The organism is Collinsella sp. AF19-1LB (assembly GCF_003459655.1).
Classification (GTDB): Bacteria; Actinomycetota; Coriobacteriia; order Coriobacteriales; family Coriobacteriaceae; genus Collinsella.
Genome location: NZ_QRWO01000015.1, coordinates 4720 through 23221, shown reverse-complemented (window position 1 = coordinate 23221; position 18502 = coordinate 4720). Strand labels below are relative to the sequence as shown.

Below are 18502 nucleotides of genomic sequence, written 5' to 3'. Positions count from 1 at the left end.
TCCGTGACGAATAGAAAGGAACGATTATGGACATCACCGGGAATTTGAGCGGGGCCAGGGTGCTCGTCGCGGGCGCAGGGCTGGCGCTCGCACTCGCAATGGGCGCCGCGCCGACCACCGCCCTGGCGGAGGGACGCACTGGAACCACCAACGTGACCATCAGGACCGAAATCGACAACATCAAGTTCAAAGCCCCGACCGTCATTCCGTTCGTCGCTAAGGCAGACGGCACGCTCCAGGGCCCTTCCGAGAATACAACCACCATCGACAATCTTTCGGCCTATGGCATCCATGTTACCAACATGAAGATTGCCGCCCAGAAGTCCTGGAGCATCGTCGCCGACGCCAAGACGGGGACCGCCCAGAACTCCATCGATTTTAAGGTCGGCCCAGACAAGGCACTCCAAGACGCCCACGCCGCGACGCAGGAAGCGGGCCTCGACCTTTCCAAAAATGCATCCTTCGACATGGGCTACCAGGGCATCGCCGATGGTACGGACAAGATTAAGCTTAAGACGAGCGGCGCTGTCGCCCGCGTCACGCGAGACATCTTCCATGTGACCGGCACGGGCGACCAGGTCGCAACCATTACGTGGACGGTCGAGCCCGGTGCGCACACGGCCTAAGGCAATTGTCCTTGCCGTCATCATCGGCGTTGCAACGTTTGCCCCGATCGCCGCTTTTGCCCAACAAGAGCAGGCGCAGGCTGCCACGCAGGTAACTGTCGATCTATCGGAACTCGAACGCAGTGGCCAACATGAACCCCTAGCGCAAACGAGCGACACGCGACAGCTCCTGGCAGCAGGAATCGCCACGGCAGGCGCTAGCGCCATCGGCCTTGGTCTGCGCATCAAACGCAGCCAGTAGCCGCGATAATCGAGACCGTCCAGAACAGGTAAGGAGAACCCATGGCATCAAAGAACCTTTTGCCCGTTGCCGCGCTCTGCAGTGCGCTTGCCACCGGCATGCCCGTCGCCGCTCTAGCGACACCCGCCGTGGACGTCCCCTTACCTGCCGTCAACTGTCTCGCCACAAACCAGATGAGCACCATCGCGCGCCAACGCTTCTCGCTTGCGCAGGCAAGCATTTCGGCCTCGGGGTGCCTCCGTCGCTGCACGAACAGCTCGATAGTCGTGGATACCGAGCGCTCGAGCACAGCGGACGGCCCCCTAACGGGATGCATTATCTGCACATGGCGCGCAGCTGCAACTGATGCCGATGGCGATTCCTGCGACGTGGAGCTGCGCCTCGACATCACCCTGTCCGATGACTCGGCGGACGGGGCAACAGTCGCCTTCGACAGCACGTTTTTCGAAAACGGAGGGGGTGTATGCCTGGGCTGCGTCCCCTCGAGCGCCGATGGCACGCAGCCCGCTATCTCATTCACCGCATCGCTGAAAATGACCAAGGCGGGCACCGACGCCACGGCAAATGGCGAGATCGCTCTGATGTTCTACGCGAGCGGCACAGAAAGCCAGGAGATTCGGGGCAAACAGCGGACCGGATCGCTCAGCCTGACGCGAGGGGCAGATCCCGGTCCTGTCGATATCAGTGCCGAAACGCAAGATGTGCATCACGTCCTTGTCGATCCGGCGCTCCTCGAGATGGAATGGAGCGGAGTAGGAGCGGTCGGACTCGCCCCCTCGACGGGTGACATCGCAAGCGACTCCAGCGAGAGCAGCGGTGAAATAGCGCCTGGGGACAATGGCGCACCAGGCGGCATAACACCGCCATCGAGCGGTCCTTCAGCCACTTTCAGCGAGCCAAGCGAAACAGCCACCGCAGTGGGCTGCACGCAAGCTGGCGAAAACTTGGGGTGTCCCATGCCGGCAGACATCGACGAGGGCAATTGTTGCATGATGGTCGCGCTCGACCGCACGGAAACCGTCGACGCCGCGAGCATTGAGGCCACCGCTGCCGATAAGCCCGTCCGCAAAGCAGCCATTATCGCATTCCCTAAAACCGTCGAAGTTGTTTTTCTGCCATCGGGCGAGGTCGTAGCCCCCACCTTGCTCACCTTGCTTGGGGCAAAGGGCACGGCCAACCAAATCGACAACCTCACGGTCGCCGACCCTGCGACCACCGCAAAACTGCACCTGTATGCCGTAACCTCGGACGGAGGCAAAACCGAGGAATTCGACGGTGAGAACCTCCTGAATAACCGGATACTCCATAAAATGGAAGACGTCTCGTATCAAATTGAGCTCGTGGGATTTGACCGAGCTCGAGATGCCGATATCATCGCCGCGGCCATTGAGTCCCCGCAGCGACTCATGACGCTGTGCTTCGATTACAGCCCCTATGTCGTGATGGGAGGCTGAGGCTTGGGCACCAAATGCCGTCATTAATACCACTTATATAACGTATAGGATGAGGCATGACGCACCCTGCAGCCCGTTCTGCTACGATTGCCAGGTTGGCATCAATATGGGAGGGTTCATGCCGGGTTTGGGAACGGTCATCAACGTCGCACTTTTGATTGCGGGCGGACTGCTGGGCCTTATAGGCGGACGCTTTATCACACCCCGCATCCAAGACACGCTCATGAAGGCGTCGGGGCTGTGCGTTTTGTTTATCGGACTGGGCGGCACCATGCAAAAGATGCTCGTCATTGACGGGAAAGCGCTGGAGACCACCGGCACCACCATGCTCATCGTCTCGTTTGCCCTCGGCTCGCTCATCGGCGAGGCCGTTAACCTGGAAGCCGGCATCGAAAACCTGGGCGAATGGCTCAAGCGCAAAACCGGCAGCGAGGGAGACAACGAGTTCACCAATGCCTTTGTCTCGACATCGCTGACCGTCTGCATCGGTGCCATGGCTATCGTGGGATCAATCCAAGACGGCTTGCTCGGCGACTGGTCCACGCTTGCCCTCAAGGGCGCGTTGGACTGCATCATCGTCTGCACCATGACGGCTTCGCTCGGCCGCGGCTGCATCTTCTCCGCCCTGCCCGTTGCCGTATTCCAGGGAACGATTACGCTGTTTGCCGGCGCGCTCTCCCCCATCATGACCGCCGCCGCCCTCGACAGTCTATCGCTCGTGGGCTCTATACTCATCTTCTGCGTCGGCGTCAACCTCATCCGTCCTCAGACCTTCCGCACGGCCAATATGCTCCCCTCCGTTGTCATAGCCGTCATCTACGCCCTCCTGTTCTAAATCTATCTACGTAACGGTATCTCGAACACCTGTTTGATGCTGTGCTATGATATGAGGTCACCGAAGCTGCGTTAGGAGAGGAGAAACGGTGGCCGACCAGGACATCAAGATGCTCATCGAGCGCATTATGGCCGAGGCCCGGACCCATCAGTCTGCTCGCTTCTCAAACGAAGTCTATGCTGACGAGCCGATTCTCAAAACCGGTCGTCAGATGCAGAACTTCCTTCCCGACCAGTACCGCAAAATGCGTGAGATATCGCGTTGGCAAGAAGACCCCAAGGGTGGCGCGGGACGTTGGCTTTCGGAAGCCGAGCTTTTCTACCGCCAAGGCCTGCTGATGGCCGACTTTGAGGACGACTGTCCCTACAACGGCACATTCAAGTCGTACTTTCCCACCTATAACGCCATGAGCGATCGGCAGCTGCGCGGCTATTTTACCTGGCGCACCCAAGTGCGCCGCGGAACCGTCGAGGAAACGTCTACGTCCTTTGCCTTTCTGTATCTCTATGAGCTGATCTGCGGCATTGGCGTAGATGACCCACTCGATGGTTTTAACAAAATCAAGGCCTTTTGGGATGCCTATCGCGCCTTTGAACCCGGCATCGACCGGTTCGCACGCGTGTGGCTGCAGGACTACGCCGTGTTCCACGGACTCGACCCCAAGCTGCTTCGTGATTCTAAAACCGTCATGTTCGACAACGCCCTTATCGAGCTGCGGCGCTCGGCTCGAGACCTTGCACCAGCACCGTCGGACCTGGCGCCCGCGCGTCGCAAGAACTCCGAGCCCACGCTCCCCCTTCCGCCCGACGAGGCTCGCGAGGAGCGACTCATGGCCGCCATCAACGCCCTCTCCACGTATAACCTCAATAACTCACGGCTCGATCGCAGCCACCATCGCGACCTGCGCCACGTGGCATGCGCCGTGTATGTCCGTATGGCGCGCTACTATGACACGCACCGAAAGACCGGTATCGTGGCGAGCTTGTTTGGGGAGGAGACGGCCATGCCCTATACCATGTTTGCCTCGGCCGTGTTCTTTGCGCCCAATCGCCACGAAGACTGCGAATACCGCTTGGATCCCATCCATATCTACCGTTGCCAAAACGGTTTTTGGGAATGCATGCGGATTCACGGCAGCAGGCAAAAGAGCAGCAAGCTTGGCGAGATGATGCGCGCCTGCGACCAACGCCTGCGCCTGGCCCTAGACCCCACCCACCCCCTGAAGGAGGAGAAGGTCCCCAAATATCTGGCCAAGATCATCGACGACGAGATCGTGGCATGGCTTTCGTGGGACGCCGCGCACCAGCCCGTCAAGATCGATATCGACCTGAGTCAGCTGGGACACATTCGGAGCGCCGCCGCACAAACACGTGAGGCACTTTTAATTGATGAGGAGCGCGAGGACGATGTGCCCACAGAGGTCGATACGGAGGGCTCCGAGCAGCCGGAAGCCAAACCCGCGGCCGGCGTGATGGTCGAGCCGATCGCGGCGCCCACGGAGCGCAACGAAGCCGACGAGCCAACCATTTCCACCGAACAGTTTGGCGTCGTGGCACCGCTCCTCGCACCGACGCCAGTGGTCGTATCGACTGCACCCGCTGGCACCGCAACCGAACTCGCGCCCGCCGCAGATGCCTTCCTTCGCGCGCTCCTCGAGCGGAACACGGCGCAGGCCACATTGGCGGTGGCACAGTCGGGCAAGAGTGAGGACATGCTCGTCGATAGCATCAACGAAGCGCTCTTTGACCTGGTGGGCGACACCGTTATTGAATTTGGCTCAGCAGGACCGCAGATTATCGAGGACTACGAAGCAGACGTGAGAGGATACCTAGACCATGAGTGATACCGCATCCGCAGCACCCCGCGTGCCCAAGCGCGTCGCCGCCGTCATTCTCAACTCGCTCAAGGGCGGCGTGGTCCCGCGCATCGGCCTTCCCTATATCACCGTGGGGCGCGAGGTCGAGATCCGTGCTCTGCTCACCGACCTGAGCCTCATCGCCGATGGCGGCGCAAGCTTCCGTTTCCTAGTCGGTCGCTACGGCGCCGGCAAGAGCTTTTTGCTCCAGACCATCCGCACGCACGCCATGGGCGAGGGATTCGTCGTGGCCGATGCCGACCTATCCCCTGAGCGCCGTCTGCAGGGCGGCCAGGGACAGGGCCTTGCCACCTACCGTGAGCTCATCCGCAACATATCGACCAAGACGCGCCCCGAGGGCGGTGCGCTCAACCTTATCCTGGATCGCTGGGTCGCCTCGTGTGCCGATGCCGACGAGTCTGCCGTCAATGCCCAACTGGCCCCACTCGAGGAAATGGTCCACGGCTTCGACTTCGCCCGCATGCTCCGCCGCTACCGCGCGGCCGTATCCGAGGGCGACGAAGAAGCTATGAGCCGCGTGACCAAATGGATTCGCGGCGAGTACCGCACCAAGAGTGAGGCACGCGCCGAGCTGGGCTCCTCGACCATCATCAGCGATGACGACTGGTACGACTACGTTAAGCTCATTGCGCGCTTTTTGGTCTGCAGCGGCTACAAGGGCATGCTGGTGCTCATCGACGAGCTCGTGAATCTGTATAAGATTCCCAACGCCATCACGCGCCAATACAACTACGAGAAGATCCTGACCATGTACAACGACACGCTCCAGGGCAAGGCGCAGTACCTGGGCATGATCATGGGCGGCACGCCAACCTCCATCGAAGACCGCCGCCGTGGCGTGTTCTCCTACGAGGCCCTGCGAAGTCGACTCGCTCAGGGCCGCTTTGCACGCGAGGACCTTAAGGACATGCTCGCGCCCATCATCCGCCTGCAGCCACTCACCTACGAGGAGTTGCTGGTGCTGATCGAAAAACTCATGCAGATCCATGCCGGATACTTTGGCTGGACGCCCACGCTTACCGAGAACGACTTGGTAGACTTTCTCAAGATTGAGTTTGGCCGCGTGGGAGCCGATACGCACCTGACGCCGCGTGAGGTCATCCGTGACTTTATCGAGCTGCTCGATATCCTGTGCCAGAACCCCGATGCAAACGTGGCCGAGTTGCTGCAAAGCGTCGGCGGCGACGCGCTGGCACCGGCAGCCGCAACAGGCGACACCGGCACCGCAGACGGCGACCGCAACTTCGCCGAATTCACCATCTAACCTGCCAAAAAGGGACAGGTCTATTTTGGCAGCTTTTATCTGCACAAACGTTGAGACAGCAATGCAGCAAACCATTGCCAACCGCATTGAGAGGTTCGTATTTGAGGGGAGGCCCCGTGAACGCCTTTGACCGATATGCTCCGTTTATCCAAGACTTCATCTACTCCCACGATTGGGAGAGTCTGCGCTCTATCCAGGTTGCGGCGGCAGATGCCATCTTTAACACACAAGACAATGTACTCCTAACGGCATCCACAGCTTCCGGCAAAACCGAGGCAGCCTTCTTTCCCATCCTGACCGAGTTTTGGGAGAACCCGCCCGCGAGCGTGGGCGCCCTCTACATCGGCCCCCTCAAAGCGCTCATCAATGATCAGTTCGTCCGCCTCAACGACCTCTGCGAAGAGGCCGATATCCCTGTCTGGCACTGGCATGGCGATGTCTCGCAGTCGCACAAGGCTAAGCTCATTAAAAAACCGAGCGGCATCCTGCAGATTACACCCGAGTCACTCGAAGCGCTTTTAATCCATAAGCACATGGCGATCCCGCGCATGTTTTGCGACCTGCGCTACGTGGTCATCGATGAGGTCCACTCGCTCATGCGCGGCGACCGTGGCGGGCAAACGCTCTGCCTTATCGAGCGACTCTCGCGCATGGCCGGCGTGCAGCCTCGCCGCATTGGCCTTTCGGCTACCATCGGCGACCCCGAGCGCACGGGCGCTTTTCTCTCACAGGGAACGGGGCGCGACTGCGTTATCCCCCGCTTTGAAGAACCGCGCCGCGTGTGGCGCATCTCCATGGAGCACTTCTACAACTCGGGCCCCCAGGCGCAGCAGCGGGGATTCATGGGTACAGGTCCTCAAGAGGCCGAAGTGCTTGCGTGCGAGCGCATCGATGCGGCGGCATCCGCGGCACTGCCCGCCGGCGCCCAAGACATGCGTCACAGCGGACAGCTCACACAAGAGGAGCGCCGTCAACGTCGTGAGCGGGCACAGGGCAAGGCCGCTCCCAAGGACCGCCAAGCTTCCTCGGCCCCCGAGGGCGAAGTCGACATCCCCCAAGCACCCGAACAGGCATTACTCAACCCCACCGATACAGCACCAGACAACGCCGACCCCGGTATGGGATATATCTTTGAGCACACGCGCGGCCGAAAGTGCTTGGTCTTTGCCAACTCGCGCGAGGAGGCAGAGGCCGTATGCTCCATGCTGCGTAGCTACTGCGAGAGCCGGCACGAGCCCGACCGCTTCCTTATCCATCACGGCAACCTCTCGGCATCGCTACGCGAGACGGCAGAAGAGCTCATGCGCGACGAGGAACAGGCACAGACAACCGTCACCACCTCCACGCTGGAGCTCGGCATTGATATCGGTCGCCTGGAGCGCGCGTTCCAGATCGATGCACCGTTTACCGTCAGCTCCTTTTTGCAGCGCATGGGGCGCACGGGACGCCGCGATCTTCCGCCCGAGATGTGGTTTGTCATGCGCGAGGAAGAGCCCGAGCCGCGCACGATGATGCCTGAAACGATACCTTGGAAGCTCCTCCAGGGCATCGCGCTCGTACAACTCTATCGCGAGGAAAAGTGGGTCGAGCCGCCCGAGCTCGATCGACTCCCCTACAGCCTGCTCTATCACCAGACCATGTCGACCCTCGCCAGCACCGGCGAACTCACGCCTGCCGAACTTGCCCAGCGCGTGCTCACGCTCAGCTATTTCCACCGCGTCTCGGCCGATGACTATCGCGTACTGCTGCGCCACCTCATCAAGATCGACCACATCCAGGTCACCGAGGGCGGTGGGCTCATTGTGGGCCTCGCGGGCGAGCGCATCATTAACAACTTTAAGTTTTACGCCGTGTTCCAGGAAAACGAGGAGTTCACCGTTCGCAGCGAGTCGGCCGAGTTGGGCACGATCGTCAATCCGCCACCGCCCGGTGAGCGCATCGCCATCGCCGGACACTGCTGGATTGTCGAGGAAGTGGACTGGAAGCGTCATACCGTCTTTGCCACGCAGGTCAAGGGCCGGGTGCCGGCCTACTTTGGCGACTGTCCCGGTGACATCAATACACACGTACTCGAGCGCATGCGCAAGGCGCTCAACGAACACGCCGCGTATCCGTACCTTATGGGTAACGCACGGGCCCGCCTTGCGCAGGCTCGTCATACGGCCGAGATTTCGGGCGCGGGAACTAAACCGCTCATTAACCTGGGCGGCGATACCTGGGTGCTCTTCCCCTGGCTGGGCAGCTACGCCTTTTTGGCCCTCGAGCGCATGCTCAAGATTAAATGTGCCGCGGAGTTGGGCCTTCGCGGACTCGACCCATCACGCCCGTACTTTATGCAGTTTAAGATGAAGGCCGACGAGGAGACGTTCTTTGAGGTGCTCGCCGCCGAGGCCGAGAAGGACTTCGATCCCATCGAGCTCGTCTATCCCGGCGAGGTGCCTTATTTTGACCGCTACGACGAGTTTGTTCCCGAAGAGCTCGTGCGCAAGGGCTTTGCCGAAGGCGTGCTCGACATAGAGGGCATGAAGCAGCGTGTCCGCAGCTGGAGCGACCACGCCTAAGACCCGTCTTTTTGGGACGGAGAGACTTACTTGTCGTGAAGGACGGTGCCGAGGAAGTCGGTGTCGAAGGGCACAGCTTCGGCAAAGACATAGTCGCCGTCGCTGGCGATGAGCAGGTAGTTCTCCTCGCCGCCGAACTCCGCATCGCCGCATGGGACCACCCAGGCGTGGGCGAATACCTCGAGTGCCGCGGCAACGCAATCGCGCAGGAACGTCACGTCGCTCCCCCTGTTCGCACTCACGATATTGGCAACATAGATGCCCCCGGGGTTCAGGCTGCCTCGCACCAAACGCAACGCCTCAACCGTCGCCAGCTCGCGCACGGGCTCGACACCGCCAAAGCAATCGCTCACGACCACGTCGTAGCGACGATGGCCCACGCTCATCACGCCCAGGTACGAACGCGCCTCAGCGGTAATCACCCGCAAGCGGTCGCCCACCGCGCGCTCCAGCTCGTCCAGGTAGAACCAGCGGCGCGCCAGGCGCGTAATCTCTCCGTCATACTCGATAACGTCCATGCGCAAACTCTCGTGCGACATCAACGCGAACTTGGGATAGGCAAACCCACCGCCGCCCAGCATGAGCATACGGTCGATACCATGCCCGTAAGCATCACGCATTGCGTCCTCGGCCTCAAACACATCGTCAAATGCACGATAGTACGCAAAGACCGGCTCCGCCCAACGATCGCCAGCATAGCTCGCGCTTTGGTAGACGCCGCCCTGCACGAGCACACGGACCTCGTCACCGCCCTCATCGTGCATGCGCTTCACGCGCGCCAACCCATTGCGGGTTCGCGCAACCTGCAGACAGGCAGCACGAACAGCGACAGCGGCCGCACCAAGCGCCGCGGCTCCCAGAGCAACGCCGGCAACGACGCCGGCAGAAACACTCGGCTTGTTCATCTAGAGCTCCTTTTGCAGATAAAGGCCATGGTCATAAAATCCAAGATGGCGATAGTACTCGCGTGTGCCAATCGCGCTAATCACGTTGATACGTGCATAACCAGCATCCCGGGCAATCTCGCACGCACGCTCTACGAGCAAACGTCCCAACCCGTGATGCTGCGCCGCCTGGCCCTGATCCCCCACGCGTGCCGCCATGCCATACACGTGTACCTCGCGAATCATCGCCTCGTCCGGCGTCGTCGGCAACTCGTCTGCATGCGCGGCAACAAACGAATGGTCGGGCAGCGACAACCGCAAAAAGCCCGCGATCTTGCCCTGCGGCGTCACCCACTGCAAAAAGCGCTCGTGCGTCACCGGCGTCTCGTATGCTACCTCCTCATCAAGAGATAGCTCATCCAAGTCGGCACCAGCCGTGCTGATCTCGCGATAGCGAATCTCGCGCACCGTCGCACCATCCCCCCGAGCAGCCAGGCGGTTCTCGACGAGCTGACGCAGGTTGGGTTTCTTGTTGCCCACCATGATGTCGTCGGAGCTAAAGTCGCGGATCATGCGGCTGATGCGGCAGAACGCCGGCGTCACCACGATGTCGTCGGCCAACACATCGAGCAGCTCGTCCTCGGTATAGGGGCGCCACTCGCCACGCTCGTAACAGCCCACCAGACGCGAGCCCTCGATGAGCGCGCACGGGTAGACCTTGACCTCGTCGGGCATAAAGGCGCCCTCGGTCATAAAGCGCTCGTAGTCGCGCTTGTCCCCATCAGGCGTGGCGCCCAGCAAGTTGAGCATAAAGTGCGCGTGGATCTTAAAGCCAAACAGGCGCGCGAGCGAAAACGCCCGCTCGATCTGCGCCACCGAAATGCGGCGCTCGTTGATATCGAGTAGATGCTGGTCAAGACTCTGAATACCCATCTGAATCTTGGTGCAGCCCAAGCGGCGGATAAGTGTGAGGGCCTGCGGCGTTACGGCATCGGGACGTGTCTCGATAACGAGCCCCACCACGCGATGCTTCGCCGTCTCGTTGATGCGCTGCTGACGCTCAAGTTCCTCCATCGTTGCCGCCTGCCACTCGGCAACCTCGCCCCACGGCGTGCCAGGGCCGTACAGACGACGCACCGCACGGTTGTAGCCGCCCACAGCAACATCCACGCGCTCCTGCTCTCCTGCAACACCGCTCGCGAGCTCGGCCTCGTCTGTCGCAATGCCGGCAGCCCGGTAGCGCTCGCGACGCCCCGCCACCACCGGCGGCAGGGCATCGGCGGGCGCATCGTCGAGCAGGCGCCCCGCCTCGGCACGACTGATGCCCGGACGCGCCAACATGGGATTTGCCGCCACGCCCGCCACCGCATCATCATTGAGCGCACGGAAGAGCTCCAACATAAACCACGTCTGATACCCTTGCGGATAGTCGCTCCAGGTACCGCCAAGCACAATAAGCTCGATTTTATCGGTCGCATGACCCATCTGCGAAAGCGCGGTCAGGCGAGCGCTCACCTGCAGATACGGGTCGAAGCAGTTTTGCTCCGCACGGGCGCATGCCGGCTCGGCGTGCAGATAGCTTTTAGGCATGCGCAGGTCGTTGGGGCAAAACAGGCAATCGCCCGAGCACGGCCAGGGCTTGGTGATGACGGTAATGGTCGCCACGCCCGAAGCCGTGCGACGAGGCTTCATGCGTAGCACCTGCAGCAGTTGACGCTCCAGCTCCGCATCGACATTCCATCCAGCCCAACGAGCCGGCTCCTCACGTTTAACCCGCTGGTAGAACGGCAGCAGACGGCGCTTGGCCAAATCGCGTTTGTCGGCACCCTCGCGGCGCGCCTCGGCATGTATCAGTTTGACGAGCGCCTTGTCGTCTACGGTCTCGCCGCAACGCAGGGCCTCGAGTATGTTCAAGATAATCTGTTCCATGCCCCCATTGTAAAGGCAAAGGCCCCGAAGCCCGTCACGGCTCCGGCGCCTCCATCAAACAGCGCGTCTATGGTTTATAAGTCTTCGATAACCACCCGTCACTCTGGATCAAACGACATGTCGCCCGAACCGACCTCAAAACGATACGTGGCAGACTTATCGCCGTTGTCGAATTCAAGATTCAATATGGTCTCGCCATCGTAGCCAAGCGGAAGGAAATCGCTCTCGAAGTCGCCGCTGCCCACGGTGAGGCTCGCCTTAAAGCCCGTCGAGCTCGGAACCGTCATCTCCACGTCGCCCGAGCCCACGCTCACGTCCATCGACTTCGCGGGCGCCTGGTAGAGCTCGAACGTCATGTCACCCGAACCAACCTCGGCATTCAGGGTGTCGGTCACGGTGCCCGTAAACTCAACGTCTCCCGAATTCAACGTTATATCCAGATCATGGCACGCAATGTCCGCGACCGCCAGGTCGCCCGACCCTACATTCGCCGTAATGCCCACCAGGTTATCCGCAACATCTCGCGGCAGCTCAATGGTAATTGTGCGGTCAATCGCGCGCTTATCATCGTAGTCGAACTGACTGATCTTGAGCGTAGATCCCTTGACCTCAGCAAGGTTCCGGGTAGCCGCATCAGAAGCAGACGTTCCCTTCGCAACGCGGCCGCTTTCGATAACACGCACCGGGCCGCCAGAGACACATTTAACCTCGACCGTGCCCGACGTCACGTCCAAGTCAAGCGATGTGAACGCGTCGGCATCAAACGTTTCGCTCGAAAGCTGTTGAGGCCGAGCGGAATAGTTACCGCTATCCAAGAGATCATCGTCGTCAAACATATCGTCAAAATCAGACAAATGGCCAGATAGAATACCGGTTGTACGCACCATATCGGAATGAGCCAATAGCCGCGAAGTGCCAAAGACAAGCCCGATGATAAACACGAACGCTCCGATGCCAACGCCCAAGCGTACCTTGGATTCATGCGAAAGCTTCATCATTCATCACCCTCTTTGGCACATGGCTCAGCGGTGGCCGCGGTAGCCACGCCAGCATCAGGTTCCGCAGAAGTATCCTTCCCCTGGGCCTTGATCGCCACCGACGCCGGGCCAACCTGAATATCCCCGCGCGCCCAATCGCCATCGAGCGCACGCGCCACCCAGTGATAGATGGGAATCGTAAAGAAGATCAGCGCGGCAAAGGGACCGGCACCAAACAGGAACATCAGCAAAAAGAACAGCAGCCAGCACACGGCCCAATACGGGAACGACTGGAACGGGCCCTTCACCGGAGTCGAGCCAACCGCGGCGCCACTCGTCGCCTGCGCCGTAGCGGCATTGGCGGCCTGCGCACTCCAACTCGCCGCCTGCGCCGCCTTGGCCGCGGCATCACTTGCCTGCGTAGCTGCCTCCGTGGCGCGTGCCGCCGCCTCATGGGTGCGGGCGCGCTCCGCCGCCTCGGCCTCGCGCTGACGGGCGCGGTCCTTGTTCTCAAACTCGATATCGTCCTCGATCTCATCGCTCGGATTGAGCAGCTCGTCCAGGCTCACGCCATAGAGTTTGGCGAGCGAGATCAGATTCTCGGTATCGGGCGAGCTCTCCGCGCGCTCCCATTTGCTGACCGCCTGGCGCGACAGTCCCAGCTTTCGTGCCAGCCCTTCTTGGCTAAAACCCTTGCTGCGACGAAGGTCGGCGAGCCGCTGCGCAGTTTCTACATTCATGGTTCCTCCTATGTGATGCCAGCCGTGCCGCCGGACCGTTTTTGTTCTTAAGGCGCCTTGCACAGTTAAAAATCTATCCGCCACCGCCAAAAGCATGCCACCTATTCTAGTGAGATTTTTGACAACCGGCGGTTGCGGGTGCATATGAGCTGCGGAAATGTGTCCAAACGAAGCAATGGCACCTAGCCCGGTTGTCCCCGTTGCGGCGTTAACGGTAGTATGGTCGTACTGTTTATTCCGCACCGCCAACGGAGGGAGTTCCGCGCCGTGAACCGCGATTTCGCCTCATCGCTCATCCAGCTCAACAACACGTTCTATCGCGAGCACTCCGCCTCCTTTTCCGATACGCGTCAGGCCCCGTGGCCCGGCTGGGTGCGCACCATGGACATTGCGCTCGAGCAGCTCGACGTCGCCACGATCGAGCATCCCGTCCGCGTCTTCGACCTTGCCTGCGGCAACATGCGCTTCGAGAACTTTGCCGCCGGCGGCACGCTGGCTGCCAAAGGCGTGGACGGCACGAGCCCCTCGGCAGACGCCAGCTGCCCCTTCGAGTTCTATGGTGTCGACTCGTGCCAGGACCTGGCCATCGATGCACGCGGCCACGCCCTGCGCATTCCCAACCTGCACTTCCAGGAACTCGACGTACTCGACGCCCTTATGAAGCTCAACCCCGCCGAGACACCCGACGTGCTTTTCGACGCCCCGCTCGCCGACATCTCGGTCTGCTTTGGCTTTATGCACCATGTGCCGTCGTGCGAGTACCGCGTACGCGTGCTCGACGCCCTGGTGCGCCAGACGCGCCCGGGCGGCATCATCGCCATCAGCTTTTGGGAGTTTATGAACGACGAGCGCATGGCGCGCAAGGCTGTTCGCGCCGAGGCCCGCGCCGAGCTCACCCCGCCGTTTGAGGGTTACGATTCCGCGCAGTTTGAAGCCGGTGACCACCTCATTGGCTGGCAAAACGACCGCCACGCCTACCGCTATTGCCATCACTTTGACGATCAGCAGATCACCGACCTGGTGCGCGGTGTCCGCACGTTCTACAAGAGCGGCGAGGTTCCCGTGCGCGAGCTTGAGCGCTTCCATGCTGACGGTCGCAGCGGCGAGCTCAACCGCTATGTGATTCTCAAGCGCCTGTAGGCACCGACGACTCGCCGCCGAGCCGCATCGCATCTTTTGGGCAAGCTATGCCCGCCCTTTTCAACCCATTGACGGAACGCGTAGCTATGCGTTCCATACTTATGACCAAGGAGCCTCATGGGAGCCGTCCACGTTCGCACGCCTAAGAACTTTGTGCTCGAGGAGCGCCTGGAGCGCTACGCCGATGCGATTGAGACGAACCCCGAGGCCTATGCCGGAGATTGGCGCAAGGCCTGCGCGCCAGTTGGCAGCAAGCCCTTCGAGCACCTTCACCTGGATCTTGGCTGTGGCAAGGGAACGTACCTTGTAGAGCGCGCAGTCCGCGAGCCAAACACCCTCTTTATCGGTATGGACCAGGAGCCCATCTGCATCGCCTATGCCGCGCAGAAAATCTGCGAGCAGAAACTGACCAACGCACTCGTCCTGCCCCGAGGCGCCGCATCGCTGCCGCAGCTATTTGCCGCAGGTGAGCTCGATGCCATCACCATCAACTTTCCCACGCCGCAACCCAAGGCCAAGTACGCCAAAAAACGACTCGTCCATGTCGACCATCTGATGCTCTACCGCCCGCTCCTTGCAGCCGGCGCCACCGTCACCCTGCGAACCGACAGCAAGCCATTGCGCGACTACGCCCTGGGGCAGTTTGCCGCGGCCGGCTACGACACGCTTTGGACAAGTGACGACGTGCGCCGCGACCATCCCGAGTACCCCGAGACCGAATATGAATGCCGCACGCGCGAGATGGGCGCCGCCGTCTATGGCATTTGCGCCACACCCGGCGCGCAGCCCAGCGATGAACAGCTCGCGGCGGGCCGCGCGCAGGAGCAAAGCCTAGCCTGCTACCTGCCCGATAACCTCGATGAGCTCGCCTATGTGCCTCTGGGCATGGAAGAAGCCGTCGAGAACTTTAGAAACCGCGCCCGCAAGGGCAAGAAGCGCTTACCGCAGGAGTCCTAGGGGCTTCTGATGGTCGCGGCGTCGGCAAACAAGCGCGAATAGGCGCCAACGAACGACCCTCGAGCCTAAGTGAGTAGACTTTTTTGCAATAGCCAAGCACAACCCGCATAGCGAAAACTAAAACCGCAGGTAGAGCGCTTGCGCAAAAGCCATGTGCTCGCGATATTGCAAAAAGCCTACTCACTTAGCTGGCAACTGCACCAAACGGCTGGGCAGAACGCCCATTTCCTGCATTTTCTCGCGTGCCGGCGCCCTGCATCGTTGCTACGCCATAATAGTTGGCGGACAAACGCGAGAGAAAGCAACCACACATGGTACAGACCACGACAGATACCGCTGCCAACACCGTTTCCGGCGCCGGCGCTGCCAGTTCATTCTCGGGCGGCACGGGAACCGAGGCAGAGTTCGGTTCGCTCGGCGCGCTCTCCCCCACCTGGTGGGAACCCGAAGACGGCAGCGAGCCCGAGCCATGGCTCACGCCCGACCAGGCCTTCGAGCGATTCTTTGAATGGACGAGCAATCGCGGTATTGAGCTGTGGGACCACCAAGAAGAGGCCCTCATGGACCTGGCTGCCGGCGATCACGTCATTTTGGGAACACCGACCGGATCGGGCAAGTCGCTTGTCGCGCTGGGCATGCTCTTTATGGGCATGGCGCAGGGCAAACGTTGCTATTACACGGCTCCTATCAAGGCTCTGGTCAGCGAGAAGTTCTTCGATCTGGTACAGGTGCTCGGCCGCGATAACGTCGGCATGATCACCGGCGACACGCATATCAACACCAAGGCGCCCGTCATCTGCTGCACGGCCGAAATCCTTGCCAACGATGCACTCCGCGAGGGCGAGGGCGCCGACGTAGGCTGCGTGGCCATGGACGAGTTCCACTACTTTGCCGACCCCGATCGCGGTTGGGCCTGGCAGGTGCCGCTGCTCACCCTGCCTCACACGCAATTCATGCTCATGAGCGCCACGCTCGGCGATGTCACCGCGATCGCCGCTTCGCTCGAGGAACACACCGGCGCTACCTGCGACTTGGTCGTCGATGCCCCGCGTCCTGTTCCGCTGAGCTACGACTATGTGACGACCTCGCTCGAGGGCACCGTCGAGCTCGCCATGCGCCGCGGCGAGGCCCCGCTCTATATCGTACACTTTAGCCAGGATGCCGCCCTTGCAACGGCGCAATCCCTCGCCAACTTTGGCATTGCCAGCAAGGAGCAGCGCAAGGCTATTAAGGAAGCCGCCAAAGGCACGAGCTTCTCCACGGCTTTTGGCAAGATCCTCAAGCGCTTGCTCGGCTGCGGCGTCGGCGTGCACCACGCCGGTATGCTGCCGCGCTATCGCCTGCTGGTCGAGCGCTTGGCGCAGCAGGGCCTGTTGCCCGTCATCTGCGGCACCGATACGCTCGGCGTCGGCATCAACGTGCCCATCCATACCGTGGTGCTCACCGCGCTCACCAAATTCGACGGCTACAAGATGCGTCGCCTGCGCGCCCGTGAGTTCCATCAGATTGCCGGTCGCGCCGGTCGCTCGGGCTTCGATACCGAGGGCATGGTCATCGCCGAGGCACCCGAGCACGAGATCGAGAATGCCAAGCTTATGGCCAAGGCGGGCGACGACCCCAAAAAGCTCCGCAAGATTAAAAAGAAGAAGGCCCCCGAGGGCTTTGTCACCTGGAACAAGCAGACGTTCGAGCGCCTGATCGAGACGCAGCCCGAAACGCTCAAGCCGCGCCTGCGCATCACGCACTCCATGGTGATTAGCGTGGTCGAGCGGGGCGGCAACGCTCGCGCCCGCGTGCACGACCTCATCGAGACAAGCCTGCAAACGCCCGAGGAAAAGGAAAAGCTCGAGGTTCGCGCCGACGAAATCTTCGCCACGCTCATCGATTCCGGCGTCGTCGTGCGCACCGAGGTGCCGCCCGCACCCGACGCCCCGACTGACGCCGCGCCGGATATCGACTACGCGCTGACGGTCGACCTGCCCGAGGACTTTGCGCTCGACCAGCCGCTCTCGCCGTTTTTGCTTGCCGCGCTGGAGCTGCTCGACCCCGAGAGTGAGACCTATACCATGGATTTAATCTCAATGGTCGAGGCGACGCTCGAAGATCCCAAGCAAGTGCTGCGTGCGCAGGAGCGTGCCGCACGCGATCGAGCTATGGCCGAGATGAAGGCCGACGGCATCGAGTATGAGGAGCGTCTGGAGCGCATTCAAGACGTCACGTACGAAAAGCCGCTCGAGGATTTGCTCGACGCCGCTTTTGACAAGTACTGCCAGGAAGTACCCTGGGCAAACGACTACCAGCTCTCTCCCAAGAGCGTCCTGCGCGATATGCTGGAAAGCGCGAGCGATTTTAAGGGCTACATTCAAAAGCTCGGCATCGCCCGCTCCGAGGGCATTTTGCTGCGCTACCTGGCAGAGGCTTACCGTTCGCTCGACCGCACCGTACCCATCGAGAAGCGCGACGAGCGCCTGCGCGACATTATCTCGTGGCTGGGCTTTGTGGTGCGCTCGGTCGACTCGAGCTTGGTAGACGAGTGGGAAAACGCTGGCAACCCGGCAGCCCTCGACGCCGCGCCGCCGCAGGGCATCGACGAGGTCGTGGCGGACCGTCGCGGCTGCACGCTGTTGGTGCGCAACGCGCTCTTCCGCCGCGTGACTCTTGCCGCCCGCGAGCATGTGCGCGACCTGGGCGAACTCGACGACGACTGGGGCATGAGCGAGATCCGCTGGCAAAAAGCACTCGACGCTTACCACGAGCAGCACGAGGAGATTCTCACCGACGGCGACGCGCGCTCCTCTGCTATGTTCTCGATCGACGAGTCCGACGAGAAGGCGCTCCACGTGTGGCACGTGCACCAGATTTTTGCCGACGAGGACGGCGACCACGACTTTGGCATCATGGGCGATGTCGATCTGGACGCCACGCAAGACGGTGGCGAGGTCATCTTCAAGAACTACCGCGTCGGCTTTATCGAGGACTTGCTCGAAGACTAGCCAACATAATGGAACGAAACGAAGC

The 18502-nt window shown here is 61.1% G+C and carries 14 protein-coding genes; 10 read left to right on the top strand and 4 right to left on the bottom strand.

Translation table 11 applies throughout. The annotated features are described in order from the left end of the window. The first annotated feature begins 26 nt into the window (after nucleotides 1–26). The 7 genes from DWX39_RS05665 to DWX39_RS05635 all read left to right on the top strand — a co-directional run bounded on the left by DWX39_RS05665 (nucleotide 27) and on the right by DWX39_RS05635 (nucleotide 8857). A complete protein-coding gene (locus tag DWX39_RS05665; RefSeq protein ID WP_117758792.1) occupies nucleotides 27–626 on the top strand; it encodes a hypothetical protein in 600 nt (199 codons plus the stop codon). Further along, a complete protein-coding gene (locus tag DWX39_RS05660) occupies nucleotides 610–867 on the top strand; it encodes a hypothetical protein (RefSeq protein WP_117758791.1) in 258 nt (85 codons plus the stop codon). The genes DWX39_RS05665 and DWX39_RS05660 overlap by 17 nt, the downstream gene beginning before the upstream one ends. A gap of 41 nt (nucleotides 868–908) precedes the next feature. Beyond that, complete coding sequence (locus DWX39_RS05655; RefSeq protein ID WP_117758790.1) at nucleotides 909–2321, top strand: hypothetical protein; 1413 nt, start codon at nucleotides 909–911, stop codon at nucleotides 2319–2321. A 118-nt stretch (nucleotides 2322–2439) separates the two neighbouring features. Then, nucleotides 2440–3156 carry a DUF554 domain-containing protein gene (locus DWX39_RS05650; RefSeq protein ID WP_199411451.1) on the top strand — a complete coding sequence of 239 codons (717 nt, stop codon included), beginning with the start codon at nucleotides 2440–2442 and terminating at the stop codon, nucleotides 3154–3156. An 88-nt stretch (nucleotides 3157–3244) separates the two neighbouring features. Next, nucleotides 3245–4999, top strand: coding sequence for a TerB N-terminal domain-containing protein (locus tag DWX39_RS05645; RefSeq protein WP_233508868.1), 1755 nt, complete (start codon nucleotides 3245–3247; stop codon nucleotides 4997–4999). Then, the gene (locus DWX39_RS05640; protein ID WP_117758789.1) at nucleotides 4992–6296 is read left to right on the top strand and encodes an ATP-binding protein; all 1305 of its coding nucleotides are present in this window, start codon (nucleotides 4992–4994) and stop codon (nucleotides 6294–6296) included. Before DWX39_RS05645 ends, DWX39_RS05640 begins: the two co-directional genes overlap by 8 nt. Before the next feature lie 116 nt (nucleotides 6297–6412). Beyond that, nucleotides 6413–8857: a DEAD/DEAH box helicase gene (locus DWX39_RS05635; protein ID WP_117758788.1), complete on the top strand. Its 2445-nt coding sequence runs from the start codon at nucleotides 6413–6415 to the stop codon at nucleotides 8855–8857. 26 nt (nucleotides 8858–8883) lie between these two features. Here DWX39_RS05635 and DWX39_RS05630 read toward each other — a convergent pair whose 3' ends face one another. The 4 genes from DWX39_RS05630 to DWX39_RS05615 form a co-directional block, all read right to left on the bottom strand. Next, nucleotides 8884–9762 carry a spermidine synthase gene (locus tag DWX39_RS05630; RefSeq protein ID WP_117758787.1) on the bottom strand — a complete coding sequence of 293 codons (879 nt, stop codon included), beginning with the start codon at nucleotides 9760–9762 and terminating at the stop codon, nucleotides 8884–8886. Beyond that, nucleotides 9763–11670, bottom strand: coding sequence for an elongator complex protein 3 (locus DWX39_RS05625; RefSeq protein WP_117758786.1), 1908 nt, complete (start codon nucleotides 11668–11670; stop codon nucleotides 9763–9765). It abuts the gene before it with no gap. A gap of 98 nt (nucleotides 11671–11768) precedes the next feature. Beyond that, nucleotides 11769–12665 (bottom strand): DUF4097 family beta strand repeat-containing protein, encoded by an 897-nt coding sequence (locus tag DWX39_RS05620; RefSeq protein ID WP_158562939.1) that lies wholly within the window; start codon nucleotides 12663–12665, stop codon nucleotides 11769–11771. Continuing rightward, a complete protein-coding gene (locus DWX39_RS05615; RefSeq protein WP_117758784.1) occupies nucleotides 12665–13387 on the bottom strand; it encodes a helix-turn-helix domain-containing protein in 723 nt (240 codons plus the stop codon). The genes DWX39_RS05620 and DWX39_RS05615 overlap by 1 nt, the downstream gene beginning before the upstream one ends. Nucleotides 13388–13654: 267 nt before the next feature. Between DWX39_RS05615 and DWX39_RS05610 the strand changes: the two genes are divergently transcribed. The 3 genes from DWX39_RS05610 (at nucleotide 13655) to DWX39_RS05600 (ending at nucleotide 18477) form a co-directional block, all read left to right on the top strand. Continuing rightward, complete coding sequence (locus DWX39_RS05610; protein ID WP_117758783.1) at nucleotides 13655–14527, top strand: hypothetical protein; 873 nt, start codon at nucleotides 13655–13657, stop codon at nucleotides 14525–14527. 117 nt (nucleotides 14528–14644) lie between these two features. Then, nucleotides 14645–15484: a tRNA (guanosine(46)-N(7))-methyltransferase TrmB gene (locus DWX39_RS05605; protein ID WP_117758782.1), complete on the top strand. Its 840-nt coding sequence runs from the start codon at nucleotides 14645–14647 to the stop codon at nucleotides 15482–15484. A 311-nt stretch (nucleotides 15485–15795) separates the two neighbouring features. Continuing rightward, a complete protein-coding gene (locus DWX39_RS05600) occupies nucleotides 15796–18477 on the top strand; it encodes an RNA helicase (protein ID WP_117758781.1) in 2682 nt (893 codons plus the stop codon). Nucleotides 18478–18502 lie beyond the last annotated feature (25 nt).

Bases quoted from the DNA above. Each gene is read 5' to 3' on its own strand.
- DWX39_RS05650 (WP_199411451.1), top strand. From the start codon at position 2,440: ATGCCGGGTTTGGGAACGGTCATCAACGTCGCACTTTTGATTGCGGGC.
- DWX39_RS05615 (WP_117758784.1), bottom strand. From the start codon at position 13,387: ATGAATGTAGAAACTGCGCAGCGGCTCGCCGACCTTCGTCGCAGCAAG.
- DWX39_RS05630 (WP_117758787.1), bottom strand. From the start codon at position 9,762: ATGAACAAGCCGAGTGTTTCTGCCGGCGTCGTTGCCGGCGTTGCTCTG.
- DWX39_RS05655 (WP_117758790.1), top strand. From the start codon at position 909: ATGGCATCAAAGAACCTTTTGCCCGTTGCCGCGCTCTGCAGTGCGCTT.
- DWX39_RS05605 (WP_117758782.1), top strand. From the start codon at position 14,645: ATGGGAGCCGTCCACGTTCGCACGCCTAAGAACTTTGTGCTCGAGGAG.
- DWX39_RS05600 (WP_117758781.1), top strand. From the start codon at position 15,796: ATGGTACAGACCACGACAGATACCGCTGCCAACACCGTTTCCGGCGCC.
- DWX39_RS05620 (WP_158562939.1), bottom strand. From the start codon at position 12,665: ATGAAGCTTTCGCATGAATCCAAGGTACGCTTGGGCGTTGGCATCGGA.
- DWX39_RS05665 (WP_117758792.1), top strand. From the start codon at position 27: ATGGACATCACCGGGAATTTGAGCGGGGCCAGGGTGCTCGTCGCGGGC.
- DWX39_RS05640 (WP_117758789.1), top strand. From the start codon at position 4,992: ATGAGTGATACCGCATCCGCAGCACCCCGCGTGCCCAAGCGCGTCGCC.
- DWX39_RS05625 (WP_117758786.1), bottom strand. From the start codon at position 11,670: ATGGAACAGATTATCTTGAACATACTCGAGGCCCTGCGTTGCGGCGAG.